Annotated in this window: 18 protein-coding genes; 10 read left to right on the top strand and 8 right to left on the bottom strand. The window is 75.8% G+C overall.

From position 1 onward, the window contains the following. Positions 1-13: 13 nt before the first annotated feature. Both ACFY00_RS18420 and ACFY00_RS18415 read right to left on the bottom strand, forming a co-directional pair. Positions 14-337, bottom strand: coding sequence for a helix-turn-helix domain-containing protein (locus ACFY00_RS18420; protein WP_388032543.1), 324 nt, complete (start codon positions 335-337; stop codon positions 14-16). A 46-nt stretch (positions 338-383) separates the two neighbouring features. Further along, positions 384-851, bottom strand: coding sequence for a nuclear transport factor 2 family protein (locus ACFY00_RS18415; RefSeq protein WP_388032542.1), 468 nt, complete (start codon positions 849-851; stop codon positions 384-386). A gap of 127 nt (positions 852-978) precedes the next feature. Between ACFY00_RS18415 and ACFY00_RS18410 the strand changes: the two genes are divergently transcribed. The 4 genes from ACFY00_RS18410 to ACFY00_RS18395 all read left to right on the top strand — a co-directional run bounded on the left by ACFY00_RS18410 (position 979) and on the right by ACFY00_RS18395 (position 4,162). Continuing rightward, entirely contained in the window at positions 979-1,572 is a 594-nt protein-coding gene (locus ACFY00_RS18410; protein ID WP_388032541.1) for a TetR/AcrR family transcriptional regulator, read from the top strand. A 135-nt stretch (positions 1,573-1,707) separates the two neighbouring features. Then, entirely contained in the window at positions 1,708-1,911 is a 204-nt protein-coding gene (locus tag ACFY00_RS18405) for a hypothetical protein (RefSeq protein WP_388032540.1), read from the top strand. Between the two features lie 144 nt (positions 1,912-2,055). After that, complete coding sequence (gene map, locus ACFY00_RS18400; protein WP_388032539.1) at positions 2,056-2,823, top strand: type I methionyl aminopeptidase; 768 nt, start codon at positions 2,056-2,058, stop codon at positions 2,821-2,823. A gap of 568 nt (positions 2,824-3,391) precedes the next feature. Further along, positions 3,392-4,162 carry a transglycosylase family protein gene (locus tag ACFY00_RS18395; protein ID WP_388032538.1) on the top strand — a complete coding sequence of 257 codons (771 nt, stop codon included), beginning with the start codon at positions 3,392-3,394 and terminating at the stop codon, positions 4,160-4,162. Between the two features lie 111 nt (positions 4,163-4,273). Here the strand turns inward: ACFY00_RS18395 and ACFY00_RS18390 are convergent, their stop codons facing one another. Both ACFY00_RS18390 and ACFY00_RS18385 read right to left on the bottom strand, forming a co-directional pair. Beyond that, entirely contained in the window at positions 4,274-4,630 is a 357-nt protein-coding gene (locus tag ACFY00_RS18390) for an immunity 51 family protein (RefSeq protein WP_388032537.1), read from the bottom strand. Positions 4,631-4,679: 49 nt separating this feature from the next. Next, on the bottom strand, positions 4,680-5,033 hold the full coding sequence (locus ACFY00_RS18385) for a hypothetical protein (RefSeq protein ID WP_388032536.1): 354 nt from the start codon (positions 5,031-5,033) through the stop codon (positions 4,680-4,682). 172 nt (positions 5,034-5,205) lie between these two features. On the opposite strand from ACFY00_RS18385, the gene ACFY00_RS18380 reads away from it, so the two are divergent. Next, entirely contained in the window at positions 5,206-5,988 is a 783-nt protein-coding gene (locus tag ACFY00_RS18380) for a hypothetical protein (protein ID WP_388032535.1), read from the top strand. Here ACFY00_RS18380 and ACFY00_RS18375 read toward each other — a convergent pair. Beyond that, positions 5,985-7,007 (bottom strand): YihY/virulence factor BrkB family protein, encoded by a 1,023-nt coding sequence (locus ACFY00_RS18375; protein ID WP_388032534.1) that lies wholly within the window; start codon positions 7,005-7,007, stop codon positions 5,985-5,987. The genes ACFY00_RS18380 and ACFY00_RS18375 overlap by 4 nt on opposite strands. 140 nt (positions 7,008-7,147) lie before the next feature. Here ACFY00_RS18375 and ACFY00_RS18370 point away from each other — a divergent pair, with 140 nt between their 5' ends. After that, positions 7,148-8,206, top strand: coding sequence for a mechanosensitive ion channel family protein (locus tag ACFY00_RS18370; RefSeq protein WP_388032533.1), 1,059 nt, complete (start codon positions 7,148-7,150; stop codon positions 8,204-8,206). 101 nt (positions 8,207-8,307) lie between these two features. Here ACFY00_RS18370 and ACFY00_RS18365 read toward each other — a convergent pair whose 3' ends face one another. Next, positions 8,308-9,396: a polysaccharide deacetylase family protein gene (locus tag ACFY00_RS18365; RefSeq protein WP_388032532.1), complete on the bottom strand. Its 1,089-nt coding sequence runs from the start codon at positions 9,394-9,396 to the stop codon at positions 8,308-8,310. A gap of 119 nt (positions 9,397-9,515) precedes the next feature. On the opposite strand from ACFY00_RS18365, the gene ACFY00_RS18360 reads away from it, so the two are divergent. Further along, positions 9,516-12,017, top strand: a complete 2,502-nt coding sequence (locus tag ACFY00_RS18360) for a SpoIIE family protein phosphatase (RefSeq protein ID WP_388032531.1) — start codon at positions 9,516-9,518, stop codon at positions 12,015-12,017. Between the two features lie 7 nt (positions 12,018-12,024). Here ACFY00_RS18360 and ACFY00_RS18355 read toward each other — a convergent pair whose 3' ends face one another. Further along, entirely contained in the window at positions 12,025-12,489 is a 465-nt protein-coding gene (locus ACFY00_RS18355; protein WP_388032530.1) for a MarR family winged helix-turn-helix transcriptional regulator, read from the bottom strand. Between the two features lie 104 nt (positions 12,490-12,593). On the opposite strand from ACFY00_RS18355, the gene ACFY00_RS18350 reads away from it, so the two are divergent. The 3 genes from ACFY00_RS18350 to ACFY00_RS18340 all read left to right on the top strand — a co-directional run bounded on the left by ACFY00_RS18350 (position 12,594) and on the right by ACFY00_RS18340 (position 15,842). Further along, complete coding sequence (locus ACFY00_RS18350) at positions 12,594-13,442, top strand: NAD(P)H-binding protein (protein ID WP_388032529.1); 849 nt, start codon at positions 12,594-12,596, stop codon at positions 13,440-13,442. Positions 13,443-13,534: 92 nt separating this feature from the next. Next, positions 13,535-15,118: a sensor histidine kinase gene (locus ACFY00_RS18345; RefSeq protein ID WP_388032528.1), complete on the top strand. Its 1,584-nt coding sequence runs from the start codon at positions 13,535-13,537 to the stop codon at positions 15,116-15,118. A 76-nt stretch (positions 15,119-15,194) separates the two neighbouring features. After that, complete coding sequence (locus ACFY00_RS18340) at positions 15,195-15,842, top strand: response regulator (protein WP_388032527.1); 648 nt, start codon at positions 15,195-15,197, stop codon at positions 15,840-15,842. A 7-nt stretch (positions 15,843-15,849) separates the two neighbouring features. Here ACFY00_RS18340 and ACFY00_RS18335 read toward each other — a convergent pair whose 3' ends face one another. Beyond that, positions 15,850-16,185, bottom strand: a complete 336-nt coding sequence (locus tag ACFY00_RS18335; RefSeq protein WP_388032526.1) for a hypothetical protein — start codon at positions 16,183-16,185, stop codon at positions 15,850-15,852. Positions 16,186-16,301 lie beyond the last annotated feature (116 nt).

Genomic DNA, 16,301 nt, shown 5'->3' with positions numbered 1-16,301 from the left:
TGATCCCTCGTTCCTAGCGCAGTCCCGCGCCCGCCGCGCCCGCCGCGCCCCGGGCCTCCGGCGGGGTGCGCGGGGCAGGAGCCGGGGCCGGGGCCTCGCCGAGCCAGACGTCGGCGGCGGTGTCGAGCGGGAGGCCGAGGGCGGCGCAGAGGCCGACGACGGTGCCGAAGCCGGGGCTGGGGAGGCGGCCCATCTCGATCTTGCGGAGGGTCTCGGGGGAGATCCCGGCGCTGTGGGCGACGGTGGCGGGGTCGCGACCGGCCCGGGTCTCGCGGAACAGCGCGCCCAGGCGGCGGCCGGCCTCGATCTGCTCGGGGGTCAGGGGGACTCGCACCATGCGGACACGCTACTGAACCGCTCCGCTGCTTGCCCAAGCTCCCAGCTCAGTGCAGCGGCAGCTCCTCCGCGTCGCCGGCCTCCCCGGCGGGCCGGGGGCCGTGGATGCGGCGCTGCGCGGCCTCGATGCGGACGTCGTCGATGCTGGCCTCGCGCCGCCGCATCAGGCCGTGCGCGTCGAACTCCCACAGCTCGTTGCCGTAGCTGCGCCACCACTGGCCGTCCGCGTCGTGCCACTCGTACTGGAAGCGGACGGCGATCCGGTCGTCCCCGAAGGCCCAGAGCTCCTTGCGCAGGGCGTACTCGTGCTCGCGCCGCCACTTGGCGGTGAGGAAGGCGGTGACCTCGGCGCGGCCGGTGAGGAAGGTGTCGCGGTTGCGCCAGCGGGTGTCGGGCGTGTAGGCGAGGGCGACGCGTTCGGGGTCGCGGGTGTTCCAGGCGTCCTCGGCGGCCCGGACCTTGGCCAGGGCGGTGGCGCGGGTGAACGGGGGGCGGGGCGGGCGGTCCTCGGACATGGCGGCCTCCAGGGTCCGGCGGATGGAGAACGGTCGTTCTCCAGCGTGGCGGGGCCTACGCTAGGGAACGACCGTTCTCCACGTCAAGGGCCGCCGCTGCGGCCCGGAACCGGAACCGGAGCCGCCGATGCCCGCCCCGCTCACCGAGCAGCAGACCCGCCGGGACGGCGAGGCCCTGCTCGACGCCGCCGAAGCGCTGTTCTACGAGAAGGGCGTCCGCGCCGTCGGCATGGACGAGGTCCGCGCCGCCTCCGGCCTCCCGCTCAAGCGGATCTACCGCCTGCACCCGACCAAGGACGACCTGGTGGTGGCCGTGCTGCGCCGCCGCGACCGGCGTTGGCGGGCCGAGCTGTCCGCCGCCGTCGAAGCGGCGGGTGAGGGAGCGGACGCGGACGGGGGCGGCGCGCGCGCCCGGCTGCTGGCCGCGTTCGACTGGCTGGGCCGCTGGTTCGCCGAGCCCGGCTACCGCGGCTGCGCCTGGATCAACGCCTTCGGCGAACTCGGCCCCGCCTCCCCGGCCGTCCTCGCCGAGGTGCGCGCCCACAAGGAGGCCTTCCACGCCCAACTCGCCGACTGGGCGCGCGCCGCGGGCCTGGCCGACCCCTCCGCCGTCCAGCTCCTCGCCGAGGGCGCCATCGTCACCGCCGCGATCACCGCCGACCCGGCTCCGGCCCACCGCGCCCGCGCCGCCGTGGAGGCGCTGCTCGACGCCGCCCGCTGAGCGGCCGCCCGTCCCGCCCCCGGGGTGCGCGCTCCGCGGCCCGGCGCACCCGCTACTGTCGCGGCAGGCAGGCAGGCAGGCAGGCAGGCAGGGCCGCCCGGGCGGCGCGGACGTCAGGAGAGGGGTGCCGCTTCGATGGGGGCGCACCAGCAGGTCGGCGGGGACTGGTGCGACGACCGCGGCTACGCGGCCGAGGTCGAGCGCGGCGAGCGCGTGGCGCGATGGGGGCTGGCGGTGAGCGCCGGGGTCGCCGGGCTGATCGTCGGCGCGCTGGTGCTGGCGTTCCTGCTGGTCCTCGCCGTGGTGGCCGGATCGGTCCTGCTCCTCGCGAACCGGTAGCCGCCTCCGGTGGAGGAGCGGGTTCCGGGTGGGCGGTATTTGAATACCGGGGCTGCTAGCGTGTCGCTGTCCGCTGTCGGTATTCAAATACCGGCGGTTCTTTCGACCGGGCGGCCGGGCGGCCGTCGTGCAGGGAGCGGTGCCGTGATCGAGCTGAAGACTCCGCAGGCGATCGAGAAGATGGCCGTCACCGGCCGGTTCGTCGCCGAGACGCTGGCCGAGCTGTCGGGGCTGGCCGAGGTGGGGCGGGACGTGATGGACCTGGAGCTGCGGGCCAGGAAGCTGGTCGCGGAGCGCGGGGCCGAGTCCTGCTACTGGGACTACGCGCCGTCGTTCGGGCGCGGCCCGTTCCGGAACGTGATCTGCCTGTCGGTGAACGACGCGGTGCTGCACGGGCAGCCGCACCCCTACGTGCTGCGGGACGGGGACGTGCTGAGCCTGGACTTCGCGGTGTCGATCGACGGCTGGGTGGCCGACTCGGCGGTCACCGTCATCGTGGGCACCCCGGACGAGCGGGACGTCCGGCTGGCGGAGTCGACCCGGACCGCGCTGGACGCGGCGATCGCGGCCGCGGTGCCCGGCAACCGGATCGGGGACGTCTCGGCGGCGATCGCCGCGGTCGGGCAGGGCGCCGGCTACCGGATCAACACCGACTTCGGCGGCCACGGCCTGGGCCGCACCATGCACGAGGACCCGCACGTGCCGAACGTCGGACGGCCCGGGCGCGGGCTGGAGCTGAAGCCCGGGCTGACGCTGGCGCTGGAGCCGTGGTGGTGCACCGGCACGGCGCGGCTGCGGGTGGACGCGGACGGCTGGACGCTGCGCTCGGCGGACGGCTCGCGCGGGGCGCACTCCGAGCACACGGTGGCGATCACCGAGGACGGGCCCCGGGTGCTCACCGCGCTCTCCTGAGGCGCGGCCGGACGGAGCGGGGGCGGGGCGGGGCCCGGACGAGGCGGGGGTCGAACGGACCGGCCGGGAGGGCGAGTTCGGCCACGGCGGGTGACGGGCCGGTGGACGGTGGGTGGCCGCTGTGGCCCGTCCCATAGGCGGATCGCTGGACAGTCGGCGCGCCGTCAGCGGGAGGCCACGGAGGGTGTGCGGTTCCCCGGCCGGGGGCGGCCAAAACCGGTGAGGCCGGTCACAGCCGCCGACGGCCGGGCCCGGGAAATCGCGGTCGAGGTGGTCGCCGAGGGGCGTTGTACCGGCGGTAACAAGCCACTGACCTGCGTAAACCTTGGAATGCTTGGAGTTCGGTCGGATCGCCCGTAGCTTCGTAACCAGTGCAGGGCGCACTACCCGGGATCACCCGAAACCAACGCCCCGGTGCGGCCACCGAGCCGCCCGACGGGCAGGGTGACCGCGACGGAGAGCAGGTCGGACCTCGACCGCGCCGTCCGATCCACAAGCGCGAGAGACCGCGGGCCCTTCCGGGCCCCTGGTTCCGCCTTGCCTGCCCGGGGCATCCGAAAGGAATCGCATGATCTTCCGTAACGAGACTGCCGCCACCAAGACCGCCACCACCGCCGAGCAGGGCAACCGGAAGCGCAACCGCGTCCGGGCCGCCCTCGTCGCGGGCAGCGCGGTGGCCGTCCTCCCGGTGGCCGGCCTCGTGACGGCGACCTCGGCCTCGGCCGCGGACGTGTCCACCTGGGACAAGGTCGCCCAGTGCGAGTCGACCGGCAACTGGTCGATCGACACCGGCAACGGCTTCTACGGTGGCCTGCAGTTCACCTCCTCCACCTGGGCCGCGTACGGCGGCACCGCCTACGCCCCGCAGGCCAACCTGGCCACCAAGGGCCAGCAGATCGAGATCGCCGAGAAGGTCCTGGCCGACCAGGGCCCGGGCGCCTGGCCGGTGTGCTCCGTGCAGGCGGGTCTGACCAAGGGCGGCGCCGCCGCCCAGGTCGACACCTCCTCGTCCACCGCGAGCACCGGCACCTCCAGCTCCAGCAGCAACAGCTCCGCGAGCACCGGCACCAGCACCAAGTCCGCGAAGTCGGCCACCACCGACTCCGCCCCGGCCGCCACCAACACCACGGACGGCGGCGTGTCCTCCCACCAGGGCCACCAGTCCTGGAAGAAGGGCGGCAACACCGGCGGCGGCACCTACACCGTCAAGTCCGGCGACACCCTGAGCGCCATCGCGGCCGCCAACGGCACCACCGTGGACGCGCTGTTCAGCGCCAACGCCCAGACCATCGGCGGCTCCGCCGACGTCATCTACCCGGGCCAGGTCCTGTCCGTCTGATCCGTCCCCGGATCGGACTCCGCCAGGAGACCGCACCCAGCGCGCCGACGGCCACCCCTCATGTCGGGAGGGGTGGCCGTCGGCGTTCCCGCGCGCCCGGGGGCGGGGCGGTCAGTCGAACCAGTCGGGCTCGGCCGCGTCGATCAGCTCGCGCAGCGCCGGGCGGTCGTGGAACGCGGCCGAGAGCAGCGTGCCGAGCTCGCGCAGCGCCGTCGCGTCCTCCCCGTGGGCGACGAACATGCCGGCCTCCGGGTCGTACCGGAAGCGCCCCTCCAACTGCGGCGCCCGGGACCGGACGGCGGAGCGCGCCACCGCCTCCCAGCCGTAGCCGCCGTTCTGCTGCCCCGCGGCCTCGAACACCTCGTCCACCTCGACCATCCGGTCGTCCGTCAGCAGCAGGCCGTACGAACCGGGCCGGTGGTCGTACTCGAGGAACACCAGCGGGGCGTAGGTCTCACGATCGCTCATGGCCCCGGACGCTACCGGTGGCCGCCGACAGCGCGGCCCGGGCGGGCGGTCAGCACGGGAGGACCTCCTCGACGGCGCTGGTGCCCGTGCCGGGGCGGGACTCCCACCGCCAGGTCTCGTCCAGGCGCAGCCGGCCGTCGGGGAGGCGGGACAGCACGCTGGTGCAGTGGCCGGAGTTGGTCTCCCCGGCCCGGTTGAGCTGCACGTAGCGGAAGTCGACGGTGTCGCCGGTGCGGGTGCCGACCAGGTGGCCGTGCACCACCTGGCCGCCGCGGTAGTCGGCCCACACCAGGCCGTCGTCCTCGTGGTAGGCGAACCGGGTGCCCGGGTCGACCTCGCCCTGCTCGGGGCGGGAGACCGGGGCGAACTCCAGTCCGTCGAGCGAGGGCAGCGCGGGCAGCATGGCGGACTCCTTGGGGTCGGAGGGCGGAAGGCGGGTACGCGGTCCAGTCGACCACGCCGGGCCGCCCGCCGACCGGGGCATCCGCATCATGGACAGGCGGGACGCAAGGCGGGGCCACCTCCCTTCGGGCGAAGCCGAGTTGGCCGCACCGTCGGGGCGCTACGCTGCGCCCGTGACCGAACCCGTGAGCGAACGCACCGCGCCCAACGACGACCTCGCCGCACTCCTCGACCGCTGGGCCCGGGGCGAGGCGCCCGAACCGGTGGAGGTGCTCACCGCGCTCTTCGCGGGCGGGGCCTTCGTGCCCGTCACCGCGGCGGGCAAGGTGATCTTCCTGCCCGACGACGAGCAGCCGCCCACCCTGCTCGCCTTCACCGGCGCGGAGGTCGGCGCGGCCCTGCTGCCCTCGGCCGCCGCGATGGTGCACTGCGACGCGGCCCGGCTGCGCGACATCCTGGAGCGGACCGGCGTCGACGTGCTCGGCATCCGTTCCGCGGACGGCCAGGGGGTCTTCTCCGCCCGGACGCTCCAGGAGTGGGCGGCGTACGGGCCCGGCGCCGGGATGCGGCTGTCCTGGTCCACCGACCCGCTCGCGGTCGCGCTGCGCGACGCGCTGGCGCGCCGGATCCGCGAGTTCCCGGCCGTCCGCTCGGTCTGGGTGTCCCTGGTGCGGTGGGAGGCCACCGGCGAGGAGCACCTGATGCTGCACGTCGCCGTCGACGAGGACCTCCCCTCCGCCTCCGCCGACCTGCTGATGCGCACCCTGCTCGCCGAGGAGGTCGAACGCGGCCCGGAGCACCCGAAGATCGGCATGCTCCCGCTGCACACCGCCCGGCACGCCGACACCGTCGCCGAACTCGACCGCATGGGCCTGGACACCGTCCGCCACGACCCCGCCACCGGCCGGGTGCAGGTGCTCTCCCGCGCGTACGACGCCCCGCCGGAGCGGAGCTAGTCCGAGCCGTCCCGGTCCTTCGGCGCGTCCTTCGACGGGGCCTCCGAGGACGGGTCCTCCGCGGGCGGGTCGGTGAAGTCGACGTCCACGTGCTGCTCGGGGCGGCGCTCCTCCTGGCGGGCGATGTCCTCCAGCACCTGCTCGTCCGGTCCGGTCAGCGGGGGCTGGAGGAGGGAGCGCGGCCACAGGCGGCGGGCGAGGACGGTGTTGTACTCGGCCGCGTACAGGGTGATCTGGGCGGCCAGGTAGAGCCAGGAGAGCAGGCCGATCACGGTGGCGAAGAAACCGTAGACCGCGGTGGCGTGCCGGAGCTGGTGGGCGACCAGGGCGGCGCCGAAGGCCTGCAGGACGGTGAACAGCGGGCCCGCGAACAGGCTGCCCGGCCGCAGGGCGCGGGACGGGACCTCCTTCGGGGTGAGGATCCGCAGGCAGGCCAGGAACAGCAGGGAGTTGAGCGCCGCCGACAGCAGCAGCCCGCCGATCCGGGCCGCCGGACCGCCCAGCGCCGCGCCCACCAGCGTCGCCGCGGCCGTGGTCAGCAGCAGGCCGGTGCCGAGCGCCGCGAACAGCACCAGGCTGCGGGCCAGCCGCGGCCAGTAGCCCGGCCGCCGCACCCCGGGGACGTTCCACACCTCCGCCATCGCGTGCTGCAGCACCTGCGCGATGCCCAGCGCGCCGTACAGCAGGCCCGCGACGCCGACCACCAGCGCCAGGCCGCTGCCCTGCACCGAGTGCACGTTCGCGCGCAACTGGTCGCCGATGATCGGGAAGTCGGCGAGCGCCGAGTCCACCACGGCCCGCTGCGCGTCAGGGTGCCCGTGCAGGACGAACCCGAGCGCGGTGGAGAGCAGGAGCAGCAGCGGGATCAGCGAGACGAAGGCGTAGTAGGTGATCAGCGCGGCCAGCAGGCCGCCCCGGTCGTCGCCGTACTTCTTGACCACGCCGACCACGAGGGCCAGCGGGCGGTGGCGCTGCTGGGTGCGGTCGACGGCGCGCAGGGCGCGTTCGACGGGGTTCACGGCACGGGCTCCTCACGGTGGCGGACGGCACGCGGTGACGGACGGCACACGCGCGTATGCCCGGTCGGCGCGTGTGAACCCCGGGTCGGCGGAAAGGCGGCCGGAGGACCCGGAGCCGAACGTGCGAGGAGGCAGGGCAGGTGTGGTGGTGGAGCGCGGTGCGGCTGGTCGTGACCGGTGCGGCGGTGGGGCTGGTGCTCTACGGGGTGGACCGGGTGGTGGAGCTCTCCACCCGCCGCCTGTCCGCCCGGGCCGGGACGGTGCCGCAGGTGCTGCGCGGTTGCCGCAAGCCGATCCTCGCGGTGATCGGGTGCGGGCTGCTGCTGGCCGCCATGCCGTGGGTGCGGGCCCCCGACGGGGTCGTCCACCTGCTGGTGCTGGCCGCCATCGGCTCCTGCGGCTGGCTGACCGCCCGGGCCGCCGCGCTGGTGCTGGACGGGGCGGTGCGGCTCGCGGTGCGCCGCCGGGACGCGGCCTGGGCCGGGCGGGCCCGCACCCAGGTCGGGCTGCTGAGCCGGATCCTGCAGGCGGCGATCGCGCTGCTGGCACTGGCCGCGATGCTGATGACCTTCCCCGCGGTGCGGGTGGTCGGCACCAGCCTGCTGGCCTCGGCCGGACTGGTCGGCGTGGTCGCGGGCATCGCCGCGCAGAGCGCGCTGTCCAACCTGTTCGCGGGCATCCAGATGGCCTTCGGCGACCTGGCCCGGATCGGCGACGTGGTCGTCGTCGGCGGCGAGTGGGGCACCGTCGAGGAGATCACCCTGACCGCGGTGGTGATCGCCACCTGGGACCAGCGCCGCATCGTCATGCCGATGTCGTACTTCGCGGGCCGCCCGTTCGAGAACTGGTCGCGCCGCTCCGAGCGGATCACCGGCACCGCCCTGCTGCACCTCGACCACAGCACCCCCGTCGACCTGCTGCGCGCCGAGTTCGACGCCTACCTGGCGAAGCACCCGCGCTGGGACGGCGAGGGCAGCGCCCTGCAGGTCGTCGACACCACCCCCAGCACCCTGGTGGTGCGCGCCCTGGCCACCGCCGCCAACGCGTCCGACGCCTTCGAGCTCCGCTGCGACCTGCGCGAGCACCTGGTGGCCTTCCTGCGCGAGCACCACCCGCACGCGCTGCCCCGGGTCGCGGTGGCGACCGCACCGGGGGAAGGGGGCGCGGGGGAGCGGGCCACGTGGCAGGACGAGGGCTGAGCGGCGGTCGGCCGAGCGGTGGTCGGCGGCCGACGCTCCGTCAGCCGTCAGCTCGCGCCGCTCGGGCGGCAGTTCGAAGCGTCCGGCGGGGCGCCCGCGGATCAGAGGTAGTCCTCCAGGCGGGCGATCGCGAAGCCCTGGGCGGTGGCGGCGTCGACGACCCGGCGCAGCATGTCGGGCATGGTCCCCTTCCAGTCGGCGGCGGGGGCGCGGAAGTGGGTGAGGACGATGTCGCCGGGGTGGAACTTCTGGTCGGCGTAGCGCCACTCCAGGTGGTCGGGGAAGGCCTCCTCGTTCCACAGCGGGACGGCGGTCACGCCGCAGGAGGCGGCGGTGCGCAGAGCGGCCTCGGTGTACTCGCCGTACGGGGGCCGGAACAGGCGCGGGCGGGTGCCGGTCTCCTGCTGGAGGCGGTCCTGCTGGCCGCAGATCTCGCGCTCCAGGGCGTCGGGGCCCAGGCGGCGCAGGTCGGGGTGGGTGAGGGTGTGGTTGTCGATGGTGACGCCGTGGGCCTGCAGGGCGCGGAAGTAGCCGTAGTCGGAGCGGGCCAGGTAGTCGGAGAGGAAGGCGGTCATCGGGACGCCCAGCTCGGCGGCCATGGCGGCGAACTGCGGGTCCTTCTCGGCGCCGTCGTCGACGGTCAGGAACACCACCTTGTCGGTGGTCGGGACGCGCTGGACCACCGGCGGCAGGCCGGGCGCGCGCTTGACGCCGGGCCCGTCGGCCAGCTCCGGCTTGACGGCGGGCGGGGCGGGGGCGCGCAGCGGGAGGGCGGCCAGGCCCCAGCGGCGGGCGGCGGCGAGGGCCTGCTGCAGCACGAGTTCGTGCTCGGCGGCGGAGGCGCGGCCGTTCAGCTCCTGCCCGGCGGCGGCCTGCGGGCGGGCGGCGGGCATCGCGGCGAGCGCGGCCCGGGCCTGGGCCTGAGCGGCTTGGGCGGCCTGAGCTTGGGCAGCCTGAGCTTGAGCGGCCTGGGCGTCGGCGGGCGGGGCGGCCGGGGCGGAGGAGCGGGTGGGGGCGGGGTCCTGGGGGTGCAGGGCGGAGCAGCCGACGGTGAGGGTGGCGAGCACGGTGAGGGCGGCCAGGCCCCGGCGGTGGTGGCGGCCCGGGCGGAGGATCGGGCGGGCGGCACGGGCGGCACGGGCGGCTGGTGCGGCGGAGCGGGGGCGGGGCGTGGTGGAAGGGCTCGGCATACCGGTCGATGATCCCCTCGTCGTATTTGTCATACCGGCACGCCGGGGCGTCCTCACCCGGACGGACGGACGCCGTCCCCCGTTTGACGCGCCCCGGTCGACGGCGTACAGAGAGGAACATGCGCCCGGGTGTCCCGGCAGACCCGACCGGCCCGCCACCACGCACCGACCCCGACCCGGCGACGCGCCCCGGCACCCCGCCCGGCGACGCCCGCCCGCGCTGGGACGCGGCCGCCGAACCGCTCCTCGCCGACGGCCTGCTGCGCGCCGTCCGGGCCACCGCCGCGTACGGGGGCGTGCTCTACCTGCACTCCGCCGACCGGCGCTCGCTGGTGGTCGCCGCCGTGGTCGGCGTCCCGCCCAGCCTGCTCGAACCGTTCCAGCGGATCGCCGTCGCCGCGCCCCTGCCGGTCGCCGACTCCTACCGCGGCGGCCGCACCATCGTGCTCGCCGACGCCGACGACACCATGCGCCGCTACCCCCGCCTCGCCGTCGGGCTCCCGTACGCCCACGCCTCCGCCACCACCCCCGTCACCGCGGGCGACCGCACCTTCGGGGTGATCACCGTGTTCTGGCCCGCCGACGGCAGCCGCCCGCCCGCCGCCACCCGCCGCCAACTGCGCGCTGCGGGCAACCGGCTCGCCACCGGGCTGCTCCCGTACGGCGACCGGGTCGGCGGCGAGGGGCCGCCCGTCGTGGTGCCGCTGCCGGTGCCCGGCGGGGACGGCGTCCGGGTCGGCTTCTTCGACTGGGACCTCGCGGGCGACCGGATCACCCTCGACGAGCGGCTGCGCGAGATCCTCGGCCCCGGCCCGTACGACGGCCGCGACGCCACCCTGCTGGAACGCCTCGCCCCCGAGGACGTCGCCCCGCTGCGCGAGGCCGCCCGCCGCGCCGCCCGGCAGGGCGGCCCGTTCACCCGGCGCGTCCGGCTGCGCGACCCCGGCGGCGGCACCCGGCAGCTCGACCTGTACGGGCGGCCCGTCGCCGACCCGGCCCGGCTGGTGGTCGCCGTGCTGGACGCCGGTGCCGCCACCGCGGCCACCGCCGCCGTGGAACGCCTGCGCGACGGCGTCCTCGCCCTCGACCCCGACGGCCGGGTCGGCTACGTCAACCGCAGCGCCGAGATGCTGCTCCACACCACCCGCGCCGACCTGCTCGGCCGCCGACCCTGGGAGGCGCTGCCCTGGCTCGCCGACCCCGCCTACGAGGACCGCTACCGCTCCGCGATGCTCTCCCAGCAGCCCACCGCGTTCCTCGCCCGCCGCCCGCCCCACCACTGGCTGGCCTTCTCGCTCTACCCCGACGCGCACGGCCTCACCGGCCGCATCGTGCCCGCCGCCCCCAGCGAGGACACCACCCTCCCCGAGGCCCCGCCGCCCACCCCCGCCCCGCTCGGCGGCGTCTACCACCTGCTGCAACTGGCCTCCGCGCTGACCGAGGCGGTCACCGTCCGGGAGGTCGCCGACGCCGTCGCCGACCAGATCCTGCCCGGCTTCGGCGGCCAGGAGCTCGCCCTCTACCTGGCCCGCTCCGGACGCATGCACCTGGTCACCGAGCGCGGCTACCCCGAAGGCTTCCTCGACCCCTTCGAGGGCACCCCGATCCGGGCCCGGCTGCCCGGCACCGAGGTGTTCACCACCGGCGCCCCCGTCTTCTTCGAGTCCGCCCGCGAACTCTCCGCCGCCTACCCCGGCATCCCGCGCGACGAGATGGGCGCCTGGGCCTTCCTCCCGCTGATCGCCTCCGGCCACCCCGTCGGCAGCCTCATCCTCGGCTTCGACCGCCCCCGGACGTTCACGGCCGAGGACCGCTCCGTCCTCACCGCCCTCGGCGGCCTGATCGCCCAGGCCCTGGAGCGCGCCCGCCTCTACGACGCCGAGTCCGCCGTCGCCCGCGGCCTCCAGCAGGCCCTGCTGCCACACCGGCTGCCCGCCGTCCCCGGCCTCGCCACCGCCGCCCGCTACCTGCCCGGCACCCGCGGCATGGACATCGGCGGCGACTGGTACGACCTGCTGCCCACTCCCGACGGCGGCGCCGTCCTGATCATCGGCGACGTCGAGGGGCACAGCGTCAAGGCCGCCGCGCTCATGGGCCAACTCCGCAGCGCGGTACGGGCGTTCGCCAGCGCGGACGACCCCGTCGAGACCGTCGCCCGGCGCACCAACCACCTGCTGCTCGACCTCGACACCGGGCTGCTCGCCTCCTGCTGCCTGCTGCGCCTGCACCCCGCCACCCGCACCCTGCGCGCCGTCCGGGCCGGGCACCCGCCGCCGCTGCTGCGCGAACCCGACGGCCGCACCACCGTGCTCGACCTGGAGGCCGGACCGCTGCTCGGCATCGACCGCGACCTCGACTTCCCCGCCACCGAGACCGGGCTGCCCGCCGGGGCCACCCTCGTCCTCTACACCGACGGCCTGGTCGAGTCCGCCACCGCCACCCTCGCCGAGGGCATCGACCACCTCCGCGCCACCCTCGCCCACGCCGCCGCCCCCGGCCCCGAACCGCCCGCGGGCCTCGAACCCCTCGCCGACCTCCTGCTCGGCCAGGCCCGCCACGACGACGGCCGGGCGGACGACGTCGCGATCCTGGTCGCCCGGCTGACGGGGGAGCCGGACTGACGGCAGGTCAGGTGCGGGTGCCGTCGCCCTGTTCGGCGGGGTGGTCCTGCTCGGCGAGCAGGGTGGTGGCGGCGCGGTGGACCTTGGCGAGGGCGGTGAGCAGGAGGCGGCGCTCCTCGGGGGCGAGGTCGGCGGTGACGCGTTCCTCCAGGAGGCGGCGTTCGGCCTCGACTGGCTGTTGGAGGGCGCGGCCGGCGTCGGTGAGCCGGAGGCGGACGAGGCGCTGGTCGCGGTCGTCGCGGGTGCGGGTGAGCAGGCCCGCCGTGGCCATCCGGGTGGCCATCTTGACCACGGTGGGGGTGGTGACGCCGAGGGCGGCGGCGAGTTCGCCGGGGGTGCGGCCGTCCTGCTCCCACAGGGCGGCGAGCAGCAGGTTCTGGCCCAGGTGCAGTCCGTGGCGGCGCATGCCGGTGTCGGCGGCGGCCCGGAGCGCCTTCGAGGTCTTGCCGTGCAGGTCCAGGAATTCGGGCACGCGGGCCTCCGGTCGCTCCAGCGAATCGATTGACGGCTAATCAGTTCCCGGCTAGCGTTCGGTCGCCAGGGATCGCTAGACGGCTAATGTCTTCAGGGGGAACGATGATACTGGTCACCGGCGCGACGGGGAACGTCGGGCGCGCACTCGTCCGCGCGCTCGACGCGAAGGGCGCCCCGGTCCGCGCCCTGGTCCGCGACCCCGCCCGGGCCGCCCGGCTGCCCGCCCGGGTCGAACGCGCGGTCGGTGACCTGGACCGCCCCGCCACGCTGGCAGCGGCGTTCGACGGCGCGGACCGGGTCTTCCTGCTCACCCCCGGCCTCGGCAGCGAGCACACCGCCCACGCCGTCGCCGCCGCCCGCGCCGCCGGGGTGCGCCACCTCGTGCACCTGTCCTCCGCCAACGTGCTCGGCGACCCGCTGCCCGCGATGGGCCGCTGGCACCACGACCGCGAGGAGATCGTCCGCGGCAGCGGCACCCCGTTCACGGTCCTGCGGCCCGGCGGCTTCATGACCAACGCCCTGGAGTGGGCCGACACGATCCGCACCGGCGGCTACGTCCTCGACCCGGTCGGCCCCGGCCGCCTCGCCCCGATCGACCCGGCCGACGTCGCCGACGTCGCCGCCCTGGTCCTCACCGAGGACGGCCACCGGGGCGAGCACTACGCCCTCACCGGCGGCGAGGCACTCACCGTCACCGAACAGGTCGCCCTGCTCGCCGCCGCCACCGGCCGCCCCCTCGCGGTCCGCCCCACCGCCACCCCCGAGGAGGCCGTCCGGGCCCGCTTCCCCGCCGGGGCCCCCGCCGCCCTCGCCGCCGCGATCACCGAGGCCTTCGCCCTGCTGCGCGCCGACACCACCGGCTTCCGCACCGACACCGTCCAGCGCCTCCTGGGCCGCGCCCCGCGCACCTTCGCCGACTGGTGCGCCCGCCACGCCGACGCCTTCCGCTGACGGGCGCCGGTGCGCGGGGACGACGATCGTCGACGGGGAGGGACGACTTTCGGGGGCAGCGGGACCCGGCCGCGGGTGGCTAGGGTCGGGGCGTGACGAGGACGTGGTGGCGGCGGGCGTTCCCGGGCCCTTGGCGGGTCTGGACGGTCGTCCGGGAGGTACTGGGCGGGCTGCTGGTGTGCGGGCTCGCGGCGCTGCTGCAGGCGGCGGACAGCGGGGGGTGGCCGTCGGGGCTGGTGGTGGGGGCCAGCGCGGTGCTGTACGCGCTGCGCCGGGGGCTGCCCGGACCGGTGCTGGTGGTGTCGGCGGCGGGCCTGGGCGGGCCCGTCGGGTTCCTGCCGGTGCTGGTCACCGCCGGGTACTCGGCCGGACGGCGGCTGGGCAAGCCCTGGCGGGCCCCGGCCGTGCTGGCGCTCGGCTTCCCGGCCCTCTTCGCCGTCGGCCTGCTGCAGAACCGGCGCGACCACTTCCCGCTGCCCGTGCTGCTCGGCCTGTGCGTCGCCGGGTACCTGCTGGTCGGCGTGCTGCCCGCCGTCCTCGGCCGCTACCGGGCCCAGCGCGTCGCCCTGCTCGACAGCCTGCGCGAACGCAACGGGCAACTGCTGCGCGAACGCGTGATGATCGCCCGGCAGGCCCGGCTGCGCGAACGCCACCGGATCGCCCAGGACATGCACGACAGCCTCGGCCACCAACTCGCCCTGATCGCCGTGCACACCGGCGCCCTGGAGGTCGACCGCACCCTCGGCGAGCAGCAGCGCGAGGCCGTCGCCGTGCTGCGCCAGGCCGCCACCGGCGCGATGCGCGAACTGCGCGAGGTGGTGGGCCTGCTGCGCGAGGACACCGCTACCGCCCCCGGCGGCGCCGACGCCATCGACCGCCTTGCCGAGACCTCCCGCGCGGCCGGCGCCCGGATCGAACTGCGCCACCAGGGCACCGCCCGCCCGCTGGCCGCCGCCACCGGCCACGCCGCGTACCGGATCGCCCAGGAGGGCCTGACCAACGCGCACAAGCACGCCCCCGGCGCGGAGATCACGCTGACCGTGCGGTACGAACCGGACGCGCTGGTGGTGGAGGTGGCCAACGGCCCCGGCGGGGACGGCGCCGCCGCGGTCTCCGGCGGGCAGGGCCTGACCGGGTTGCGCGAACGGGCCCGGCTGCTGGGCGGGATGGTGCACAGCGGGCCGCTGCCGGACGGCGGCTTCCGGCTCGCCGGGGTGCTGCCCTACACCTCCGAGGGTGCCCGGGCCGCCCTCCCCGACGACGAGGAACTCGCCCTGCTGGCGGGCGCCTCGGTCGAACCGGAGAAGCGCCGCCGCAGCCCCGCGGTGGGCTGCGCGCTCGGTGCGCTCGGGGTGCTCGGGGTGGTCGCCGCGGTCGCCGCGGTCGGTGCCATCGTGTTCGTCAGCTCGATGCGCGACGCCACCGTCCCGCTGAAGCTCTACGACTCGATCCAGGTCGGCCAGAGCGAGGAGTCCGTCAACGAACGGCTGCCGGTCGGCAGCGACTTCCTGACCGGCGACTTCCGCAAGTCCGGCCCGCCGGTGCCCGAGGGCGCGCACTGCCGCTGGTTCGCCAGCGACCGCGAGACCGGGACGGAAGGCGGCCAGGACGTGCTGCGGTTCTGCTTCAAGGACGGCCTGCTGGTGGAGAAGCAGCACTTCCGTGGCAAGGTGTAGCGGTGCGGGCGGGGTCGGTGCGAGGAGCAGGGACGGTGCGAAAGGCGGGGACGGTGCGAGAGGCGGAGGGGGCGCGGTGATCCGGGTGCTGGTGGCCGACGACGAGCCGCTGATCCGGGCCGGGATCCGGATGATCCTCACCTCCGCCGAGGACATCGAGGTGGTCGGCGAGGCCCCCGACGGGGCGCAGGCGCTCCGGCTGGCCGCCGAACTCGCCGTCGACGTCCTGCTGCTGGACATCCGGATGCCCGTCCTGGACGGGCTCAGCGCGCTCGCCGAACTGCCCCGCACCGCGCCCGGCACCCGCGCCATCGTGCTCACCACCTTCGGCGAACGCGAGAACGTGCTCCGGGCGATCACCTCCGGCGGCGCGGGGTTCCTGCTCAAGGACACCGCCCCCGGCGAACTGATCCAGGCCGTCCGGGCCGCCGCCACCGGCCACGCCTTCCTCTCCCCGGCCGCCACCCGGCACATCGTCGACAGCCTCGCCGAGGGCCCGGCGGCCGCGCGCGGCGAACGGGCCAGGCGGCGGCTGGCCGTGCTCACCGCGCGCGAACGCGCCGTGGTCGAGCTGCTCGGCGAAGGGCTCTCCAACGCCGACACCGGCGCCCGGCTGCACATGAGCGAGGCCACGGTGAAGACCTACGTCAGCCGGATCCTCGCCAAACTGGACTGCGAGAACCGGGTGCAGGCCGCCCTGCTGGCCCGCGACGCCGAACTCTGACGCGCCGTCAACTCCAGGCTGGCGGAAGGGGTATGCCGAGCTGGGCGGCCCGCTCCGTGTACGCCTTGCGGATCTGCCGCATCGCTTCCGGCCGGAACGGGTCCTGCGCCGGGATGGCCGCCGCGACGGTCAACGCCTCCTCCATCAGCGCGAGTTGGAGGTCCGGTCGGAGCAGCACCGGGTAGTGGCGGGTCAGTTCGATCGCCGCCAGCGCCAGCCGCGGCAGGTGCACCGCCGGGTTGTCCGCGGCCAGCAGACGGTGCGCACGGTACGCCTGCCACGGGGTCGGCGGTTCGCTGCCCGCCAGCAACACCCGGGCCCGCAAGGCCAGTTCCTGATCCACCTGCACGTGTGAGGACACACGACTCCCATCGAGCTCGTCCAAAGGGGGAATGCGGACGAGTCTGCGGCCCACGGGGTGCACCGGACAAGGGCGGACGGATGTGCGCTCGGTCCTAC

Source organism: Kitasatospora sp. NPDC001540 (genome assembly GCF_042894345.1).
Classification (GTDB): Bacteria; Actinomycetota; Actinomycetes; order Streptomycetales; family Streptomycetaceae; genus Kitasatospora; species Kitasatospora phosalacinea_C.
The sequence above is the reverse complement of the archived record's forward strand: the minus strand, read 5'-3'. Positions and strand labels throughout refer to the sequence as shown.

Coding starts and splice junctions, on each gene's coding strand:
- ACFY00_RS18420 (WP_388032543.1), bottom strand. CDS start 337: ATGGTGCGAGTCCCCCTGACCCCCGAGCAGATCGAGGCCGGCCGCCGC.
- ACFY00_RS18415 (WP_388032542.1), bottom strand. CDS start 851: ATGTCCGAGGACCGCCCGCCCCGCCCCCCGTTCACCCGCGCCACCGCC.
- ACFY00_RS18410 (WP_388032541.1), top strand. CDS start 979: ATGCCCGCCCCGCTCACCGAGCAGCAGACCCGCCGGGACGGCGAGGCC.
- ACFY00_RS18405 (WP_388032540.1), top strand. CDS start 1,708: ATGGGGGCGCACCAGCAGGTCGGCGGGGACTGGTGCGACGACCGCGGC.
- ACFY00_RS18395 (WP_388032538.1), top strand. CDS start 3,392: ATGATCTTCCGTAACGAGACTGCCGCCACCAAGACCGCCACCACCGCC.
- ACFY00_RS18390 (WP_388032537.1), bottom strand. CDS start 4,630: ATGAGCGATCGTGAGACCTACGCCCCGCTGGTGTTCCTCGAGTACGAC.
- ACFY00_RS18385 (WP_388032536.1), bottom strand. CDS start 5,033: ATGCTGCCCGCGCTGCCCTCGCTCGACGGACTGGAGTTCGCCCCGGTC.
- ACFY00_RS18365 (WP_388032532.1), bottom strand. CDS start 9,396: ATGCCGAGCCCTTCCACCACGCCCCGCCCCCGCTCCGCCGCACCAGCC.
- ACFY00_RS18360 (WP_388032531.1), top strand. CDS start 9,516: ATGCGCCCGGGTGTCCCGGCAGACCCGACCGGCCCGCCACCACGCACC.
- ACFY00_RS18350 (WP_388032529.1), top strand. CDS start 12,594: ATGATACTGGTCACCGGCGCGACGGGGAACGTCGGGCGCGCACTCGTC.